The 17603-nt window shown below is 58.1% G+C and carries 13 protein-coding genes; 5 read left to right on the top strand and 8 right to left on the bottom strand.

What is annotated here, in order from left to right:
- Positions 1-296: 296 nt before the first annotated feature.
- Together FHS09_RS10380 and FHS09_RS22825 are read right to left on the bottom strand one after the other, a co-directional pair.
- On the bottom strand, positions 297-512 hold the full coding sequence (locus FHS09_RS10380) for a hypothetical protein (RefSeq protein WP_183459517.1): 216 nt from the start codon (positions 510-512) through the stop codon (positions 297-299).
- A 252-nt stretch (positions 513-764) separates the two neighbouring features.
- The gene (locus FHS09_RS22825; protein WP_246394828.1) at positions 765-1214 is read right to left on the bottom strand and encodes a hypothetical protein; all 450 of its coding nucleotides are present in this window, start codon (positions 1212-1214) and stop codon (positions 765-767) included.
- Between the two features lie 76 nt (positions 1215-1290).
- Here FHS09_RS22825 and FHS09_RS22820 point away from each other — a divergent pair, with 76 nt between their 5' ends.
- Positions 1291-2514, top strand: a complete 1224-nt coding sequence (locus FHS09_RS22820) for a pectate lyase family protein (RefSeq protein WP_343057463.1) — start codon at positions 1291-1293, stop codon at positions 2512-2514.
- Between the two features lie 200 nt (positions 2515-2714).
- On the opposite strand, the gene FHS09_RS23250 is transcribed toward FHS09_RS22820, so the two are convergent.
- Genes FHS09_RS23250 through FHS09_RS10350 form a run of 5 tightly spaced genes read right to left on the bottom strand, consistent with a single transcriptional unit; the run spans position 2715 to position 8840 of the window.
- On the bottom strand, positions 2715-4304 hold the full coding sequence (locus FHS09_RS23250) for an ATP-binding cassette domain-containing protein (protein ID WP_183459513.1): 1590 nt from the start codon (positions 4302-4304) through the stop codon (positions 2715-2717).
- Positions 4291-5967: an ABC transporter ATP-binding protein/permease gene (locus FHS09_RS10365; RefSeq protein WP_183459511.1), complete on the bottom strand. Its 1677-nt coding sequence runs from the start codon at positions 5965-5967 to the stop codon at positions 4291-4293. Before FHS09_RS10365 ends, FHS09_RS23250 begins: the two co-directional genes overlap by 14 nt.
- 31 nt (positions 5968-5998) lie before the next feature.
- Positions 5999-6115: a cytochrome bd-I oxidase subunit CydX gene (cydX, locus tag FHS09_RS10360; protein ID WP_183459506.1), complete on the bottom strand. Its 117-nt coding sequence runs from the start codon at positions 6113-6115 to the stop codon at positions 5999-6001.
- A gap of 11 nt (positions 6116-6126) precedes the next feature.
- A complete protein-coding gene (gene cydB / locus FHS09_RS10355; protein ID WP_183459505.1) occupies positions 6127-7269 on the bottom strand; it encodes a cytochrome d ubiquinol oxidase subunit II in 1143 nt (380 codons plus the stop codon).
- A complete protein-coding gene (locus FHS09_RS10350) occupies positions 7266-8840 on the bottom strand; it encodes a cytochrome ubiquinol oxidase subunit I (RefSeq protein WP_183459504.1) in 1575 nt (524 codons plus the stop codon). Before FHS09_RS10350 ends, cydB begins: the two co-directional genes overlap by 4 nt.
- A gap of 349 nt (positions 8841-9189) precedes the next feature.
- Between FHS09_RS10350 and FHS09_RS10345 the strand changes: the two genes are divergently transcribed.
- From FHS09_RS10345 to FHS09_RS10335, 3 genes are all read left to right on the top strand, one after another.
- Positions 9190-10338, top strand: a complete 1149-nt coding sequence (locus tag FHS09_RS10345) for a helix-turn-helix transcriptional regulator (RefSeq protein ID WP_183459502.1) — start codon at positions 9190-9192, stop codon at positions 10336-10338.
- Between the two features lie 197 nt (positions 10339-10535).
- Positions 10536-11789: a serine hydrolase domain-containing protein gene (locus FHS09_RS10340; RefSeq protein WP_183459501.1), complete on the top strand. Its 1254-nt coding sequence runs from the start codon at positions 10536-10538 to the stop codon at positions 11787-11789.
- Between the two features lie 54 nt (positions 11790-11843).
- Positions 11844-14030 carry a TonB-dependent receptor gene (locus FHS09_RS10335; RefSeq protein ID WP_183459500.1) on the top strand — a complete coding sequence of 729 codons (2187 nt, stop codon included), beginning with the start codon at positions 11844-11846 and terminating at the stop codon, positions 14028-14030.
- 337 nt (positions 14031-14367) lie between these two features.
- On the opposite strand, the gene FHS09_RS10330 is transcribed toward FHS09_RS10335, so the two are convergent.
- Positions 14368-15063 carry an esterase/lipase family protein gene (locus FHS09_RS10330; protein ID WP_183459499.1) on the bottom strand — a complete coding sequence of 232 codons (696 nt, stop codon included), beginning with the start codon at positions 15061-15063 and terminating at the stop codon, positions 14368-14370.
- 252 nt (positions 15064-15315) lie between these two features.
- On the opposite strand from FHS09_RS10330, the gene FHS09_RS10325 reads away from it, so the two are divergent.
- Entirely contained in the window at positions 15316-17523 is a 2208-nt protein-coding gene (locus FHS09_RS10325; RefSeq protein WP_183459498.1) for a PQQ-dependent sugar dehydrogenase, read from the top strand.
- Positions 17524-17603 lie beyond the last annotated feature (80 nt).

Here is a 17603-nt window from a genome sequence, read left to right as displayed (position 1 = left end):
AACAGTGGTCGCTTGAGTAATCCACTCATAAATTGAGGTAAACTGTCTCACAAAAGCCTGCTTCCGGTGGTTCGCCGGAAGCAGGCTTTTTTTTTGACAACCCTTTTCCTGTTTGCAGCAAGTTACGCCGTAAGGCGGTTCCCGTGCCCTTGCAACGGCGAGAAATTTTTCATTCTTGATTTGTCAGGAAAGAGAAGAAGAGGAAGGGAAGAGCAGGACACCCAATAACTGAAAAATGAAACAGGCATGGCTTCAAACCGGTAACAAGGCTCAATGAATTCAGTCAGTGGATGATGTTATGCCGGCGGGTAGTGAATAACAGTGCCATCCATCAGCCGCGCCCGCCATCCGTCGGCGACTTCTGCAAGGCGGGCCAGTTCCGCGGAATCCAGGGTTTCACCGCAGATAAAGCGCTGGGAGGGCACAGAACCTTTGCATAACTGATGCCAGCGCTCCACCACCTCGCGCAGAGCCCAGCCAGCCGCTTGCTCTTCGGATATGCAGCACTGCATGGTAGTGATTGCTCATCATTGCATAAGCACAGACATCCAGCGCGAACACCTCGGCCAGTTCCAGCCATCGGTCCTCGATCCACTGGCGGCGGTGCTCAAAACACTGCCCGGTATGCTCGTCCCATTCGCGGGGCTTTTTTGTGCTACAGAGCAAAGTAAATGGGGAAATAAAATGTAAGATGTATAGGCTGAGTCCATCCACTGAAAGCGAATCGTGTCGCAGAGATGGTGGACGCGCTTCGCTTACCTACCCTACAAAATATTTTTAATTTGCTCCACTAAGGAACCTTCAATGAAGTTGTTTCCCGCACCATTGGCCCTGACCGCATCCCTGCTACTCGCCGCCTGCGGGGGCGGTGGTTCCTCCGACACCGGCTCGTCCAGTTCGTCTTCTTCCAGTTCGTCTTCTTCCAGCTCGTCTTCTTCCAGCTCGTCCTCGTCGAGTTCCTCTTCGTCGAGTTCCTCTTCGTCGAGTTCCTCCTCATCGAGTTCCTCCTCGTCGAGCTCCTCCTCGTCCTCGTCGAGTTCATCCTCATCTTCGTCGAGTTCGTCCTCCAGTAGTAGCTCCAGCTCGTCCAGCGGCAGCCCCGGCACCGCGGGTATCAGTGAGGAATGCCGCACCCTGGCCACCGATCCCAATGTCAACTGGCGCGATTCCACGGAGCTGGATACCGAGCAGGAAATCGTCGAGTGTCTGTCCAAAACCCTGGGCCGTGCGGTTGGCTACGGTGAAAACGCCCTCGGCGGCTATGATCCGAATGGCGGCAGCAAGCTGACCGTGATCACCAAGAACGGCAGCACTTCGGTTGAACAGCAGATCCTCGACGCCATCACCGGCGACGAACACAACTGGATCGTATTCGACAAATTCGACTTCGCCGACGAGAGCGAAGTCGCCATGTATCGCAACTTCTGCGACCGAACCGAGGTGCAGACCGCGATCGGAGGCACTGAAGCGCAGTGCATCGACTACCACCAGTGGTGCGTAGACAAGGGCTTCAGTGAAGGGGCCGCCTGCCTGGCGGAGTTCTTCAACAACCGTCTGAACGACCAGAGCCTGCCCATCCGCAACCCGGTTATCGGTGCCAACAAAACCATCGACGGCCGCCTCACTGGGGCCTATTTCCGCTTCAGCGGCTTCACTGTGGGCACCGACAGCGGTGGCTCAGAGAATGTGATCCTCACCCACCTGGATTTCCGCGGCGCCGGCCACACCGAGGACCACGGCCTGGACCCGGATATGATCCGCTCCACCGGCAGCGCCACCCAGGATGTCTGGATTCACAAGAACACCTTCGACCTCACCGGCGACTCCGCCTTCGATGTGAAGCAGGGCGCCCACCACATCACCATGTCCTTCAATAGGCTGATGGATGTGAAGCGCGCGAGCCTGCACGGCTCCAGCGATACTCGCGAGATCAACGCGCAGATTCGCACCACCATGCACCACAATGCCTTCGTCACCCGCGACAATCACTACGACACCTTCAGGACTACCGCCCGCCGGGTGCCGCTGATACGTCGCGGCCGCACCCATGCGTTCAACAACCTGTTTATGAACTACCGCAAGGACGTCTTCAGCGCCCGGGTCGGTGCCCAGGTGCTGTGGCAGAACAACGCTCTGATGGTGAACCAGGACCACGGCGTATCGCTGGACACCCTGCGTAACGACTTGGCGCGCGACAACTACACCTCCGACGATACCGACAATCAGAGCAGCTTCCGCGCCGAGGACACCTTTGTGTGGCTCTCCGACAGCGCCTGCAACCTGAGTGACGACTCGATGGAAATCACCAATGCCTGGGGCACGGTGGCGGACCTCCCCGCGGACTACTCCCAGGCGTCTCGGGACACCATCAGCACGCAGATGGCCGAAGCCGGCCAGAACCTGGTGGACTACATCAGCGCTACCGCAGGTAAATACGGCGAAGAACCCTTCAACTCGCCCCTGGCAAACGATATGCACTATGTGCTGGGGCTGGGCAAGGTAACCTGCCAGTAACCCCGAACCTGGGACCGCGGAGCTCCAGCTCCGCACGCGGGCCGCAGGCCCGCCCACAATGTAGGAACGGCCCATGGCCGCGATCAGGCTCTTAATCGTTGGGTAGAAAAACAACTTCGGGATGCTGATCGTGACCCTATATTGTAAGGGGCCTGGCGACGAGTCATCCAACCAGGGCCGGAATTATTGATGAGAAGCACTTACTGACGGATGCAACCGTCCGGTGCCAAACCGGACGGTACGCGGTGAGAAGCCACAATGAGCAGGCGTTGACGAGACAGCGCCTGCAGCCGCTCGGCCAGACGTTCCTGCAAGGCTTCGTCCAGCCCTTCGAAGGGTTCATCGATCAACCAGACCGGCGCGTCGCGCAGCCAGGCGCGGGCCAGGATCAATCGCTTTTGCTCCCCTCCGGACAAGGGCCGCCCCGGTTCGCCGATCCAGGTATTCAGCCCGGCATCCGTCGCCCACTCGTCGAGACCAGCCCAACGCAGCGCCGCCTGGCAATCGGCATCGCTCGCCTCCGGGCGGGCCAGGCGCAGGTTGGCGGCCAGCGTATCGGAAAATACATGCCCGAATTGCTCGCACAGATGAAACCAAGCCCGTCGTGCAGGCGCTGAAAGCCGTTGTGAATCGATACCGTTCAATCGCCAGCCACCGTTCTCCGGAATGAGGCCCAGCATCGCCTCGAACAAACTGGATTTACCGGCTCCGGAACTGGCTTCGAGCAATATCAACCCCGGGCTTTTCAGGCGGATCGTAAGCGGCAGGCCCCGGCGGTCGCCGCGCCGCCAGCGGTAGGCTTCGAACGCCAGATCGACGGGTGTGTTGCCGGGTTGCGGCGGGAAGGATTCCGCCTTGGAACCGGGATCGGCCAGCAGGGCTTCCACCCGCGATCGACGTAGGGGCAACCGGCTCAACTCCGGCAAAGCCCGGGCCGCCCCGGACAACCAGTCCCGAGCGGCGAGGCAAATCAATATCGGCACCAGTAACAAAGCCTGGCCAACGACATCCGGCGATAGCCGATAGACATAGACCCCCAATGCCAAAACAGCCAGCCAACCCAACACGGAAAGCCCGTGATCCAAGCGTTGCGCCAGCGCTTCTTCCGTCAGGTGGGCTTCTTGCCACCGCTCCCAGGCGGATTGCGGTCGGGTGGCCGCTCCCCGGTCCGCCATCAATGTCCAGATGGGCGCCGACCGGGACCAATCCAGCCAGTGGGAGCGCAAATCCGCCTCGGCCAGCAAATGGGCATGGGCTTGCCGGCGCCCCCCGCGCCAAGCCAATGCCAACACCCCGACCACGGCCAGGGAAAAGCCCAGCCAGATCGGGAACACCGATGGCCACCACACCAGGAAAACGACCCCCAGACTCACCAGCACCATGGCCAAACTGCCCAGCGGATGCCAGATGCGCACCCAAAGGCTGGCCAGCGCATCGGCGTCTTCCTCCACCCGGTCCAGGGCTTCCGCCGAGGGTGTCACGCCCCGGTCGACCACCAACCGCCGAAACAACCCTTCGCGCACCTCGCCCAATCGACGCAACAAACCCAGGTGCCCGACATAGCGCTCACCGTAACCGGACAATACCCGAGTGAACGCCAACAGCCGGATCAGCGTCGACGGAACAACGTAATTGAAATGGGCCGCCAGGCCCAAGGCACCCGCCAGGGCCGACGCGGCAATGAACCAGCCGGACAGCGCCAACAAGGCCAGCGCGACGGCGGTGTGTGTGAGGGCAAGCAGCCAGCCGGCGGTTTGCCAGCGGCGGGGCGGGGAGTCAGGCCGCGACACGGGTCATCCTCCCCGCCCCATCGGCGTGCCAGGTGCGATTGAAGAAAGCCGCGTTCAGGGGGCGGTGCGATACCCAGACCAGCGTCGAGTGCCTGAGTCGATTTTGCAACAAGGTAACCAGGGCCTGGTGCTCCTCATCCGACAGGTGCGCCGTCGGTTCGTCCAGCAGCACGATGTCGGGCATGAACACGAGGATTCGGGCCAGGGCCAGCCGCTGGGCCTGGCCGCCGGACAACGGCGGGTATTCTCCCAGAAGGGTACCGAGTCCGTCGGGCTGCTGTCGCAGCCAGTCATCGAGTCCGACCAGACTCAAGGCCTGCCGCGCCGCCGAGGCATCCGCCCGTCCCAGGGTGACGTTCTCGGCGATGGTACCGGGCAGGATGACGGGACGCTGGGCCAGCATGGCGACCGAGTCTGTCAGCGCTTTCAAATGCGTCACCGGTCGACCATTTAAATGCCAGTCTCCGGCAATCGGCCGCCGCCCGGCCAGGGCGTCCAGCAAGGCGGATTTGCCACTGCCGGACGGCCCCTGAAGCCATACACGATCCCCTCGATGCAGGTGCAGGTCATCGCCTTCGATCAGGACATTTCCCTCATAACCCATTACCTGCCAATGCCCGGTCTCGAGCCGATCAAACCGGATTTGTGGAGAGGCGGTGTCGCCCAGCAGGGGGCGCTGCAGGATCGGACGCAACCGCTCGGCGGCGGCCAGGGCATCGGCCCGTGCGTGGTAGAGCCGGCCCATGATTTTCAGTTCCGCGAAAAACGCTGGTGTCAGCAATAGCAGGAACAAGCCTGTTCCCAAAGTGAGCGGCCTATCCCAATGGCCGAAGTTCAATTCGCCCAGCAGCGAAAAGCCGATGTATACCGCCACCAGCGCCACCGACAGCGTCGCCAGGAAATCAAGCACCGAGGCCGACAGGAACGCCAGCCGCACCACGTCGGAGGTGCGGCGCTCCAGCTCTCCATGCGCCAGGCGAAAACGCTGGTACTGCGATTCGGAGCGATTCAGCACCCAGAGCGATCCGGCACCGCGCAGCCGATCGATAAAGAAGGCGCCGAGCCGATCGAGCGCTGTGAAATGACGGCGCTGCGCCTCGGCTGCCCCCACTCCCACGATCCACATGAACAGCGGCATCAGCGGCAGTGTGATGAACAGAATCAGGGCGACCAGCCAACTGATCGGCAGCACAATCGCCAGAATGAATATCGGCAACAGGGTGGCCAGCCGACGCTGCAACCGATAGTCGATCAGGTAATGCTCGACGGCCATCAGCCGCTTTGTGAGCAGGTCGTACCAGGCGGAGGGCGAACAGGACCGGAGCAAGACCCAGCCCTTGTCCGCTCCCTGCCGAAACAGGGCTGTCGCCAGCGTTCCGGTCAACCGGGCAGCCAGGCGCTGGCGCCTTCTCAGCTTCAGTTCGGACAAGGCCCACTGCAAGACCACCAGGCCCGCCAGGGTGGCAACCATCGCCCCGCCCGGCCACCGCCCCGATACCAGCAGGGCATCGACCTGCCAGGCCAACACCGCATAGAGGGCGAGGGTCACTCCCAAACCGGACAGGGCGATAACCATCAGCCATCGCCAGCAGGTTTGGAATGGCTGGATTTGCGCATCCAGCCAGGCCAGTTCCGCCGCGCCCTCTGTCTTGGGGCCCATCATTCAGCTCCCCGGAATACGACCAGGGGCTTCATCAATCGTCTTGCTCGATCGGACGGTCCAGGTTTTCCGTCGCTTCCAGCCACATGGCGTTGATGATGCCAAAGCTGCAGGCCAGCAAGACGCCCAATATCCAGGTGAAATACCACATCGTTGAATTCCTCAGTAAGGGGTATGGGCTTTCGCATCGGTTACATCCTGTTCGAGAATGCGACCGCGCATCGCCCAAAAACTCCAGGCGGTGTAGGCCAATACCAGCGGCACGAATATCAGGGCCACCACCAGCATGATCATCAGGGTCGTCTCACTGGACGAGGCATCCCAAACCGTCAGTGACATGGATGGGTTCGCAGAGCTTGGCAACATGAAGGGAAACATCGACCCGCCGGCGGTAAAGATGATGCCGGCCAGGCTCAGGCTGCTGGCTACGAAAGCCCAGCCGCTGCGACACCCGAGGCTCAGCCAGGCCACCGCCAATGCCCCGCCGATACCCAACAACGGGGCCACTATCAGCAAGGGGAAGCGGCCGTAATTGTTCAGCCAGGCTCCGCTTTCCAGCACGGCGGCCTTGTTCATCGGATTGGAAGCGGCCAGTCCATCCACAGCGCCAACCAGAACATAGCCGTCGATGCCCACAGAGACCCAGATTCCGGCCAATACGAACAGTGCCGCCGTGGCCAGCCCCAGCAAAACACTCAATCCCCGTGCCCGCTCGAACAACCGATCGGCCGTTTTCAACTGCAGCCAGACCGAACCGTGCATCAACAGCATGGCGACACTGACCAGTCCCGCCAGCAACGCGAACGGATTCAACAGGGCCCAGAAAGAACCGTGATAGGTCACTTTCAGGATCTCGTCAAAGGTGAACGGCACGCCCTGCAACACGTTGCCCAGGGCGACCCCGAAAATCAGCGCCGGAACGATGCCGCCGGCAAAGAGTGCCCAGTCCCAGGCTCTGCGCCAGGTCGGATTGGTCAATTTACTGCGGTAGTCGAATCCGAGGGGCCGCATCCAGAGCGCGGCCAGCGTCAGGAACAGGGCCAGGTAGAATCCCGAAAAGGCCGTGGCATAGATCATCGGAAAGGCGGCGAAAATGGCCCCGCCGGCTGTGATAAACCACACCTGATTGCCATCCCAGTGCGGGCCGATGGTGTTGATCATCACCCGCCGTTCTTCGTCCGTGCGCCCGACCAGGGTCAGCAAGGCACCGACGCCCAGGTCGAAGCCGTCGGTGATGGCGAATCCGATCAGCAGTACGCCGACCAGCAGCCACCAGATAACGCGCAAGACTTCGTAATCAATCATGACTGTACTCCTTGCAAACCGTAATCCACGTCGCCTTCATGCTCATCGCCCGATTCATCACCATAGGGGCCTTTGCGGGCGAATTTGAGCATCAGATAAAAACCGAGGACGAACATCACCGTGTAGAACAGGGTGATGCCCACCAGGGTCAGCACCACATCGCTCACGGCCAGGTTGGAGACCGCGGTGTGGATCGGCAGGACCTCGGCGATGGCCCAGGGTTGGCGACCGTATTCAGCCACGAACCAACCGGCTTCGGACGCGATCCACGGTAACGGCAGACTGAACAGGGCCACTTTCAGGAACCAGCGCGGCTTGGAGATGTGGTGCCGGGTGCTGGACCAGAAGGCATAAAGGAAGATCGCCAGCATGATGAATCCGCAGGCCACCATCAGCCGGAAGCTCCAGAACAGCGGCGTCACCTTGGGAATGCTGTACTCCACGGCGTTGTCCAGCGCGACCTCGGAGGGTTGGGTGATTTCTTCGGTAAACGGCTGCAGCAACATGGCATAACCCAGGTCGGCCTGGTTGGCCTCGAACACCGCCTGTTCCTCCTCCGTTGCGGTGCCCGCGCGCATCTCATCCAGCAGGTCATAGGCTTTGATGCCACTGAGGATGCGTTCGCGGTGAAGCACCTTGAGTTCCTTCAGGCCGGTGACTTCCTCATCGAACGACCGGGTCGCGATAAGCCCCATGACCCAAGGAATGCGGACGGCGTAGTCGGTATTCTCCGTGGCCTCGTTGGGCACCCCGAACAGCGTAAAGGCCGCCGGCGGTTCATGGGTTTCCCACTCGGCCTCGATCGCGGCCAGTTTTACTTTCTGCACATCGCCCAGCTCATAACCACTCTCGTCTCCAAGGATGATGACGGACAGCGCCGCGGCCAGGCCAAAGCTGGCGGCAATGGCAAAGGAGCGTCGCGCAAAGGCCACGTTCCGGTTGTGCAGCAGGTACCAGGACGAAATCGCCAGAACAAAGACTGCACCAGTCACATAGCCGGCGGAGACGGTATGCACGAACTTCACCTGGGCAACCGGGTTGAACAGCACCTCGCTGAAGCTCTGCATCTCCATCCGCATGGTTTCGATGTTCAATGCGCTGCCTACCGGATACTGCATCCAGCCGTTGGCGATCAGTATCCACAGCGCCGACAGGTTACTGCCCAGGGCCACCAGCCAGGTCACCGTCAAGTGCTGCACCTTGCTCAGACGCTCCCAGCCGAAAAAGAACAGGCCGATGAAAGTTGATTCCAGGAAAAACGCCATCAACCCCTCGATCGCCAGCGGTGCCCCGAAAATATCCCCCACATAATGCGAGTAATAGGACCAGTTCATGCCGAACTGGAACTCCATGGTAATGCCCGTCGCCACGCCGAGGGCGAAGTTGATACCGAACAACTTGCCCCAGAACTTCGTCATGTCACGGTAGATCTGCTTGCCCGTCATCACATACACAGATTCCATGATCGCCAGCAGAAAACTGAGACCGAGGGTCAGGGGAACGAAGATGAAGTGGTACATGGCTGTCAGCGCGAACTGCAGCCGGGAGAGCTCTATCAGGGTTTCATTCATGGTCACGTCCTCGAAGACCGGAATGACAGACAGACCGGTACGGCCAATTTAATATGACAACGTCGTGAGATTACTCCGTTCGAGGTATATGGCTTTTGATCTAAATCAACCGCCGCCAATCATTCCCTGGCGGTCCCGGTCCGACTGCCGCGGACGAAGTACCGCCGCAGGTTGGTGCAGGAGCGCCGGGAAGGGGGTATTATTTCTATGACCCAATATAGCTTGCATCGCCAGGATGGCGGGTTGGGGCCCAGTTCGCATCCCGTAACGTTACCAATGGGGCGCGACACAACAATAAAGACGGACAGCAAAGGCGCCTACTGAGATATGAAGGGCCGGGGGAGAGGGCATGGATCACTTTTTCAACCGTATCTTGCCGGATCTGTACCAATGCGCCATGCAGCCTGGCCAATGGCGCAATCTGCTGGACAAAATTCGTGCCCACTTCGGCGTACAGAATGTTTCCCTGCAAATGTATCAGGTCCGGGATGACCACCTGAGGCAACAGTGGTCAGTGCGCGACTCCTGGTCTTTCTCCCACAGGGCATTGCATGATTGGGTTGTTAATAATGATCGAAATCCGCGTCTGGACCTGAATTTGACCGCGAGGCCCCAGGCCGGTGTTTGCGTACTCAGGGACCGGGATATCTTCAGCCCCGATTGCCCGGAATATATTGCGCTGCATCGGCGCTTGCACGCCTTGGGGTTGGGACAGGAGTTGTTGTTGTCGTTGGAATACGACCCCGGCCGCTTACTCTCCCTTATCATGCACAAGCCGGCGGCAGAGCGCGTTGACTTCACCCGCGCGCAGGAACGGTTCCTGTACGATTTGGCACCTCACTTGCAACAGGCGGTGGAAAGCTTCGAGAACACCCTCCGGCTGCGCCAGCAGGTGGAAATGCTCTCGCACACTGTCGGCAATCTCAGCACAGGCCTGTTGTTGCTGGACAGCGTCGGCAAAATACGTTGGAGCAATCATTACGCGCGCAGGATTCTGCTCAGGTCGTCGCACCTGACATTGAGCCGGGAGCGGGTTCAATGTGTCTCGGGGGAAACTCACGCAGAGTTCTGCCGCTTGCTGGAATGCGCTGTCCGGGGTGAACCGAACGGCCGGCGCGGTATCATGACCATCGGCAACGGGGCTTCCCGGCCGTTGCAATTGCTGGTCGCTCCGGCCTACACGCCGTCCTTGTCCGATGAGGTGTCAATGGAGAAGGGCGTCATCGTGCCGGTCTATCTTTCAGAGCGAAATGATGTGCTAGGGTTGTCACCGGCGGATGTCGCGACATTGTTCGGTCTGACGCCCGCCGAAGCGCGATTGGCAACCGCTTTGACAGAGGGCGCTTCGCTGGCCGACTATGCCAACCAGCAGGGTATCTCGGTCGGTACCACACGTATCCAGCTTAAAAGCGTTTTTTCCAAGACCAAAACCTCCCGCCAATCGGACCTCATTAAACTATTGTGTATGTCCGTTTCGGCGAAAGCTTCCCTTCTATAATTCCGACTTTCTGTTTTCGCGCCGTTTTATATCCCAAATGGGATATTGAGCGGAGGTTTCTCCCTGGTTACTCTCCAGAAGGAGCGTTATTCCCAGTTTCCGCCATGCGAAAACGTGCGTAGCCGCTCATAGGCCTTACCGCAGGTGGGAAAACTGGCCTTTGCCAACTTTGGACGATAACAACAGGTTGAATTTATATGATTTATAACCGCAAGTCCTCGTGGGGGATAAGTCTTGGCATATTGACCGTCGCACTTTGGGCCAGTCCTGTCGCGTCGCAAACACTTAATGAGTACGTGGCAGCGGTGGGACCCGAATCCGAGGTTCCGGTTGCTATCCAGAACGCGCGCTGGGCAATGCTGCAACCCGACCTCAACACCCTGACATTCCGCAGCATGGATACTCTCTTCACTACTCGCACGGTCCCCCGCTCCGGCCAGGTTTCGCCGTTGCCGGCGGACGATACCGCTCTCGATTTCACCTACAACTTTCGGGGCAAGACCTACACGCCTGAAGCGTTTCTGGATAGAAATTTCACCAACGCCCTTTTGATCATGAAAAACGGGCGCATCGTCTACGAAAACTATCGAAACAATACCGATGCTCGAACCCGATTTACCGGTTGGTCGATGACCAAGTCCATTACTTCTATCCTGATCGGACGTGCGTTGGATGAGGGACGCATCCGCTCCCTGGATGATGATATCACCGACTATCTTCCGGAGCTGAAGGCGGGTGCCTATAAGGGAGTGACCATCCGGCAGATTCTCGCCATGCGTTCGGGTGTGGATTACCAGGAGCGATACGATTTTGACAATCCCGGCATCGCAGCACGCAATCATATCCTGGCGCTCGTCAAGAACGTGGCGCGGTTTGCCGATGTGGCCAGGGACATCAAGCGCGCCCACGAGCCGGGGGAAGTCTTTGCCTACAAGACCATCGATACCGCCGTGTTGGGCCTTTTGATAGAGCGGATCAGCGACGGCGGTACAGTCGCCTCCTACACGACCTCGCGCCTCTGGGAGCCGCTGGGAGCGGAGGTCGATGGTTTCTACATCATGGACGGGCAGCCGGGAGCCGGTCGCGAATTCAGCGGTGCGGGCTTTAACGCCACCTTGAGGGATTTCGCCCGAATCGGGACCATGATGCTCAACAAGGGGCGGATCAATGGCGACCGGATCGTGTCACCGGAATGGGTGGAGCTATCGACGACTTCCGTGGGCCCGGAAGACGAGGCTTTTGGTCCCGGCGGTTACGGATACCAGTGGTGGACAGTCGCCGACAGCGAGGCGTATTCGGCGATCGGTCTGCAGGGTCAATATATTTACGTTCATCCGGCTACGGAAACCGTGATTGTAAAGCTCAGTTACTATCCGCCCGGCGATGACCGGCATCTGTTAGAGGAAGCCTTCGCGTTCTTCGATGCAGTGTCGACCTGGCGTCCGCAGTAAAAAGGGGACGGAAAATTCCAAAAAAATAATAATGGGTAAAGAGGAGACGCTAGCATGATATTTCAGAGAAAATTGCTTTGTGTATGTATCGCCGGTGTTGCCGGTGTTCCGGCGCTGGCTCAACCTGCTGGATTGAGGGTTGACAAGACTGCAATATTGGAAGAGGTGGCAGTCACGGCGCAGCGTCGTACCGAAAATCTCCAGGACATATCGGTGGCGGCCTCGGCGTTTAATGCCGATGCTTTAAAGGCCAAGGCGATTGCGCGGGTGAGCGATCTCCAGAACGTGGCACCGTCTCTATCCATCACCGATGCCGGCATTACGTTGAACGTGAATATACGTGGCATAGGTATCGCGAGTAATTCACCAAATGTTACCGCCGGCGTGGCAACCTATGTCGATGGGTTGTTCCAGCCGCCGATTGTGCAGGCAAACAGTTTCTACGATCTGGAAAGCATTGAGGTTTTCCGGGGACCCCAGGGAACCTTTGTGGGGAGTAATTCCACCGGCGGCGCGATCTTTCTCAACACCCGCGACCCGGAGCTCGGAACCTTTGGTGGCTACGGCCAAATCGGCGCCGGCGACTATGGACACCGTGAAGCCGAGGGCGCCCTGAATATTCCCGTAGCCGAAAACCTGGCTATTCGTCTTGCTGGTTTCACCCGGGGCAGGGACACCTACTACGACGATCTCGGCCCTTTGGACAACGACGCCGGCAAGCTTGACGAGTACGGGGCCCGTGTGGGCGTGTTGTGGAATCCCGGCAATTTCGAACTGCTGTTGAAATCCCAGTTTAACGACCGCAAGACAGGTGGCTATCCGTATCATCCGGTGCCGGACACACAGTTCGCAACTTTCCAGCCCGAGGGATTTCGTAACGTTCATTACGATGAACCCACAGCCAACCGTGACCGGGCTGAAATAACCAGCCTGGAGATGCGCTACGAGCTGGATAACGGTGTTGTGCTGCGCTCGCTCACCGGCTACCAGCACAAGCGCCTGAACAACCTCTACGACGTCGACGCATCGCCGGCGCCGCTATCTGTCGGCGGTGATATCAGCCAGGACTATTTTGCGGGAGAGAAGCAACTCAGCCAGGAAATCAATATTATTTCCCCAACCGACGGCGCGCTCGATTGGGTTGTGGGCGTGTACTACCAGAAGAACGATATCGAGGTGGAAATCCAGGAAAGCCAGGGCGGTTTTCCGACTGATATCCTGCCCAGGAACGAGCGGATTACCACAGGGTATTTCGCCCAGGTCAATTATGATCTGACACCCGCCCTGGAGTTTCAGTTGGGAGGCCGGCATTCCGGATATGATACGGAGGGCACAGGCGGTGTCTTTATCGGTCGAGGCATCCCGATATTCCCTCCGGGTGGGCTTCAGGTGGCTGACCTATCCGGCGATCACGTCGATCATCGAAACACGGGCAAGGCGGCTCTGAACTGGACGATTTCAGAAGACCATATGATCTATGGCCTGGCCTCGCGTGGCTATAAGCCCGGCGGGTTCAATTCCACGACGTCCGAGTTCGACCCTGAGGAAGTCCTCAGCTATGAAGCGGGCTGGAAAGCGAGCTTCTACAAGGGCCGCATAAGGACCCAGGTCACTGCTTATTACAACGACTACAAAGACTTCCAGTTCAACATCCTCGAAACCAGCACGGGGTTCGTCGGTGTCGAGAACCTTGACGATATGACAATCAAAGGTCTCGAGGCCCAGGTTCAGGCTGTATTCGGCGGCCTGTCGTTCGACGCCAATATCGGCTATTCCGATTCCAAGCTCGGGGCATTAACGTTTGTCAACACTCGCCGGTTGCCGCTGGGTACACTGGGGCCACAATGTCCGGGCGGAATGCCATCGTCTCCCCCTGCCTGTTTTGATTACACGCCTTTTGTCGAAACGAACGGAGGTGGCGACGCGCTGTTCGCTCCGGAGCTGACCTACAGTCTCGGCGTACAGTATGATATTACTCTTGATGAACTGAGGGTGACGCCCCGGGTCAACTACGCATACATAGACGACCAGTACACGTATTTTTCGTATTCACCGGTATCCGACCTGATTGAGAGCTACGGCTTGCTGTCGGCCTCGTTGACCCTGACAAACGAGGCCTGGAAAGCTGAGCTTTACGGTACGAACCTGACAGACGAAGAGTATGTCGCGGGGCAATTCGATATTAATGAATTTTACGGCGCACCTCGCGAGTACGGTATACGCCTGGGGTATCAGTTCTAACGAGCAATCATTCCAGTTCCTTGAGTTGGTTGACTATGGGCTGGCGCTGGGAAAGATATCCTGCCAGTAATCCCGAACCGGGGATCGCGGAGCTCCAGGCCCGTCCACCATCGCCCATCATGTAGGGGCGGCTTATGACTGCGATCAGGCTCTCTACAGAGGCAAATCCTGATCGCGACCAGGGGCCGTTCCTACGGGGAGGGAGTAGTTACCTATGAGGGTCGAAAATTCGCCGGCGCCGCAACCCAAATCCTGCATTGACCATGCGAGACAGCGTGAGACAAAGTGACCGTACCAGCCGCAGAGTTGTTATCGGTCGAGTCTGGTAGTTGCAGTTCTATGACCGATTGAATTCCCCGCACCTGAGATAGTGGATCACCTGGGTGATCACCTCTTTATTTTTGATCATAAACAGGTGGGTTGCTGGTATTTGCAAGTGATCATGCATGCCTTGGAGTCGAGTGCTTTCCACCGAGACAATGCCGTCGTCGACTGCGGGAATCATACGGGAGAAAAACGGGTGGATACTGCAGATGCCGGCAATAATTCCCAGGTCAAAATTTGCCGCGCCGAGCCTCTTCGGGAGGCTTCGCCGGCCGGTGCCCAGTTGCTGGCCGGCATCGCCGAAGACAAAGTGAAAACCGGGTAACTTTTCCAGCCTGTCCGCTACCTCGCTGCCTTTGTTCGGCGGCCCCAGCATCACCACCCGGCCGAGGTTTTCCACCGGCACCCGGCCCAGGTAATAGCGCACCAGGATGCTGCCCAGGGAATGAGCGACAAAATGGATTTCATCGTAGCCCCGGCAGCGGTCCAGGGCCGGCGCTATGGCGGGCCCGGCCAGTTCCTCGATGGGGTATTTGGTGGATGGATAGTCCACGTTCACCGTCGCGAAGCCGGCCCTGGCAATCGCCTTTTCCATTTTCTCCATCCAGCCGTCGGAGAGGAGCAGTCCGTGCAGCAGTATTACACATGCGGAGCGGGCGTCGGCCGCGAGGGGAAAGGACATCAATAGAGCCAGAACGACAATTTTCATATCCTGCTTGTCAATCCTTGTCTTGTATCCCGGGACTTCACCAGATTTTAGCCCGCATTGGCCAGACCGTTGTGAACTGAGTTGCCGGGGGCTTTGTAACGTGTAACAGTGTGAGGGAATGTGCGCCAAGACTGCCCATGAAGTAGTTATAGAGCGACAGCCGGTACGTTTATGCTCATGCTCGCAGAACACCATATTGAAGTGTGATAGAGTCGGGACATTCTCACCTCTATACGTTCAATTGGAGGCAGTATGGCAACAGCCAAATGGCTCTGTTTCGTTGTACTATCGTTGCTGCTGGCCGCCTGTGGGGGCGGCGGGGGAGGCGGAGGGGATGGAGGCGACAACCCCCCTCCACCTGATGACGATGTCACGCAGGAATCAGGCCTGGATAATCGTCCCACCAATACTGACTGTATTGCACCGGCAACACCTGGCAGTACACCTGACTCCCTACTCCTGACAGATGTATTCCCCGATCTTCCCATGCCCGACTTTCCTATGGGCATGTACCAATTGCCGGACAACAATGCGTATTTTTATGTCACCACCCGGCAGGGAAGGGTGCTGCGCTTTGATAATGATCCCGCTGTAAACACCGCTATCGAAGTGTTGGATATATCGGCACGCGTCAGCCAATTGCCTTCCCCCAGCGAAGGCGGTTTACTGGGTTTTGCCTTCCATCCCCAAGTAGCGAGCAACGGCGCGGTTTATATTTACTATACCGCGCCTGGTGGAAGTGGTGCAGGGCTTTCCACTATTGCCCAGTTCACCATGACCAGCGATGCAGAGATCGATCCTGACTCGGAACAGATTGTTCTGCAGGTAGAACAGCCTTTCGGCAATCACAATGGCGGTGATATCGCTTTTGGCCCGGACGGCCACTTGTATATCGGCTTCGGTGATGGCGGCAGCAGTAATGATCCCCTGGGTCATGGCCAGAATACCGATACGCTGTTGGGTGCCATGTTGCGCATTGATGTCGATCCCGCTAGCGGCAGCTACAACATTCCGGCGGACAACCCCTTTGCCGGCGGTGGCGGTGCCGGGGAAATTTATGCCTATGGCCTACGCAACTCATTTCGCTGGAGTTTTGATCGCGAGTCTGATGTCCTGTGGTTGGCGGATGTAGGACAGTCATCGCGGGAAGAAGTGAACCATATTGTCAATGGCGGCAATTACGGTTGGAATCAGATGGAGGGCAACCTTTGCAATGCCGGAACTGATTGCAGTGCCTTTATCGCCCCCGTCCATAACTATCCACGCGACGTGGGTACCTCCATTACCGGCGGCTATGTTTATCGCGGTATCGAGGTGCCGGGCCTGAATGGCGCTTATATTTTTGGCGACTTCGGATCCGGCAATATTTTTACCCTGACGCCCGAGGGTGATACTTATGTACGGACAACAGTTGCCTCGCCTGCCTCGGGTTCTATCGTCGCCTTCGCACAGGACCATGCCGGTGAAGTGTTTGTATTGTTGGCTTTTCCCGGTGACGGCCGTAGTATCCTAAAGCTTCAACCCCAGGGTACTGAGCCACCCAATTCGAATATTCCGGCGCTCCTGTCTGAAACCGGTTGTGTTGATCCGGACAATCCGGATCAGGTCAGTGCCGGTCTGATCCCCTTCAGCGTGATCAGCCCTTTGTGGTCCGATGGCGCGGAAAAAGATCGCTGGATGGCACTGCCTGATGGAGAGACCGTTACGGTAGGTGCCAATGGAGATTTTGATTTTCCCATGGGGACGGTGCTGGTAAAAGATTTTCATCACACGGGGATAATGATCGAGACTCGCCTCCTGATGCGGCACCAAAGCGGTTGGGCGGGCTACAGCTACAAATGGCGTGAGGATCAAAGTGATGCCGATTTATTGCCCGGTACGTACGATGATAGCGTGGCCGGCCTGAACTGGCATTTTCCCAGCGGCGCCGAATGCCGGCAATGCCATACACAGGTGAAAAACGTTGCCCTGGGTCCTGAAGTATTGCAGTTGAATCACGATTTCACTTATCCGCAAACGGGGCGCAGCGCCAATCAGGTAGATACCCTGGAAGCTGTGGGTGTATTCAGCAACCCTGTGCCGGGACACCTGGACGATACCAGCATGGTAGCGCTTGACGACCTGGGTGCTGATTTGGAATTACGGGCAAAAAGTTATCTGCACAGTAATTGTTCCCAGTGCCATCAGCCCGGTGGTACCGGAGAAGGCGGCATGGACTTGCGCTTTGAAACGCCTTTGGCTCAAATGAATATCTGTAATGTGGTGCCGCAGGATGATCTGGGTAATCCCGATGCGCGTTTTATTGTGCCCGGTAATCCCAGTGGTTCGATTCTGCTGACGAGAATGCAAAGTAGTGTAGAAAGCGGTCATCGTATGCCGCCGCTGGCGACGTCGCTGGTAGACAATGAAGCTGTGAGCGTTTTGACGGATTGGGTATTGGGTATGGAAACTTGCCCATAGCATATTGATGAGAAGTGACGGAGTTATACAAAAGCGCGGGCCTCTTCGGAGGCCTATTTTTTAACCTGAAAGAGGTGCTG

Origin of the sequence: Microbulbifer rhizosphaerae, from assembly GCF_014191725.1 — a bacterium.
Classification (GTDB): Bacteria; Pseudomonadota; Gammaproteobacteria; order Pseudomonadales; family Cellvibrionaceae; genus Microbulbifer; species Microbulbifer rhizosphaerae.
This window is presented reverse-complemented; position numbering and strand designations above follow the sequence as displayed.

Excerpts from the sequence above, each read along its gene's own strand:
- FHS09_RS10340 (WP_183459501.1), top strand. The coding sequence starts at position 10,536 with ATGATTTATAACCGCAAGTCCTCGTGGGGGATAAGTCTTGGCATATTG.
- FHS09_RS10365 (WP_183459511.1), bottom strand. The coding sequence starts at position 5,967 with ATGATGGGCCCCAAGACAGAGGGCGCGGCGGAACTGGCCTGGCTGGAT.
- cydX (WP_183459506.1), bottom strand. The coding sequence starts at position 6,115 with ATGTGGTATTTCACCTGGATATTGGGCGTCTTGCTGGCCTGCAGCTTT.
- FHS09_RS10350 (WP_183459504.1), bottom strand. The coding sequence starts at position 8,840 with ATGAATGAAACCCTGATAGAGCTCTCCCGGCTGCAGTTCGCGCTGACA.
- FHS09_RS10325 (WP_183459498.1), top strand. The coding sequence starts at position 15,316 with ATGGCAACAGCCAAATGGCTCTGTTTCGTTGTACTATCGTTGCTGCTG.
- FHS09_RS10330 (WP_183459499.1), bottom strand. The coding sequence starts at position 15,063 with ATGAAAATTGTCGTTCTGGCTCTATTGATGTCCTTTCCCCTCGCGGCC.
- FHS09_RS10380 (WP_183459517.1), bottom strand. The coding sequence starts at position 512 with ATGCAGTGCTGCATATCCGAAGAGCAAGCGGCTGGCTGGGCTCTGCGC.
- FHS09_RS10335 (WP_183459500.1), top strand. The coding sequence starts at position 11,844 with ATGATATTTCAGAGAAAATTGCTTTGTGTATGTATCGCCGGTGTTGCC.
- FHS09_RS10345 (WP_183459502.1), top strand. The coding sequence starts at position 9,190 with ATGGATCACTTTTTCAACCGTATCTTGCCGGATCTGTACCAATGCGCC.
- cydB (WP_183459505.1), bottom strand. The coding sequence starts at position 7,269 with ATGATTGATTACGAAGTCTTGCGCGTTATCTGGTGGCTGCTGGTCGGC.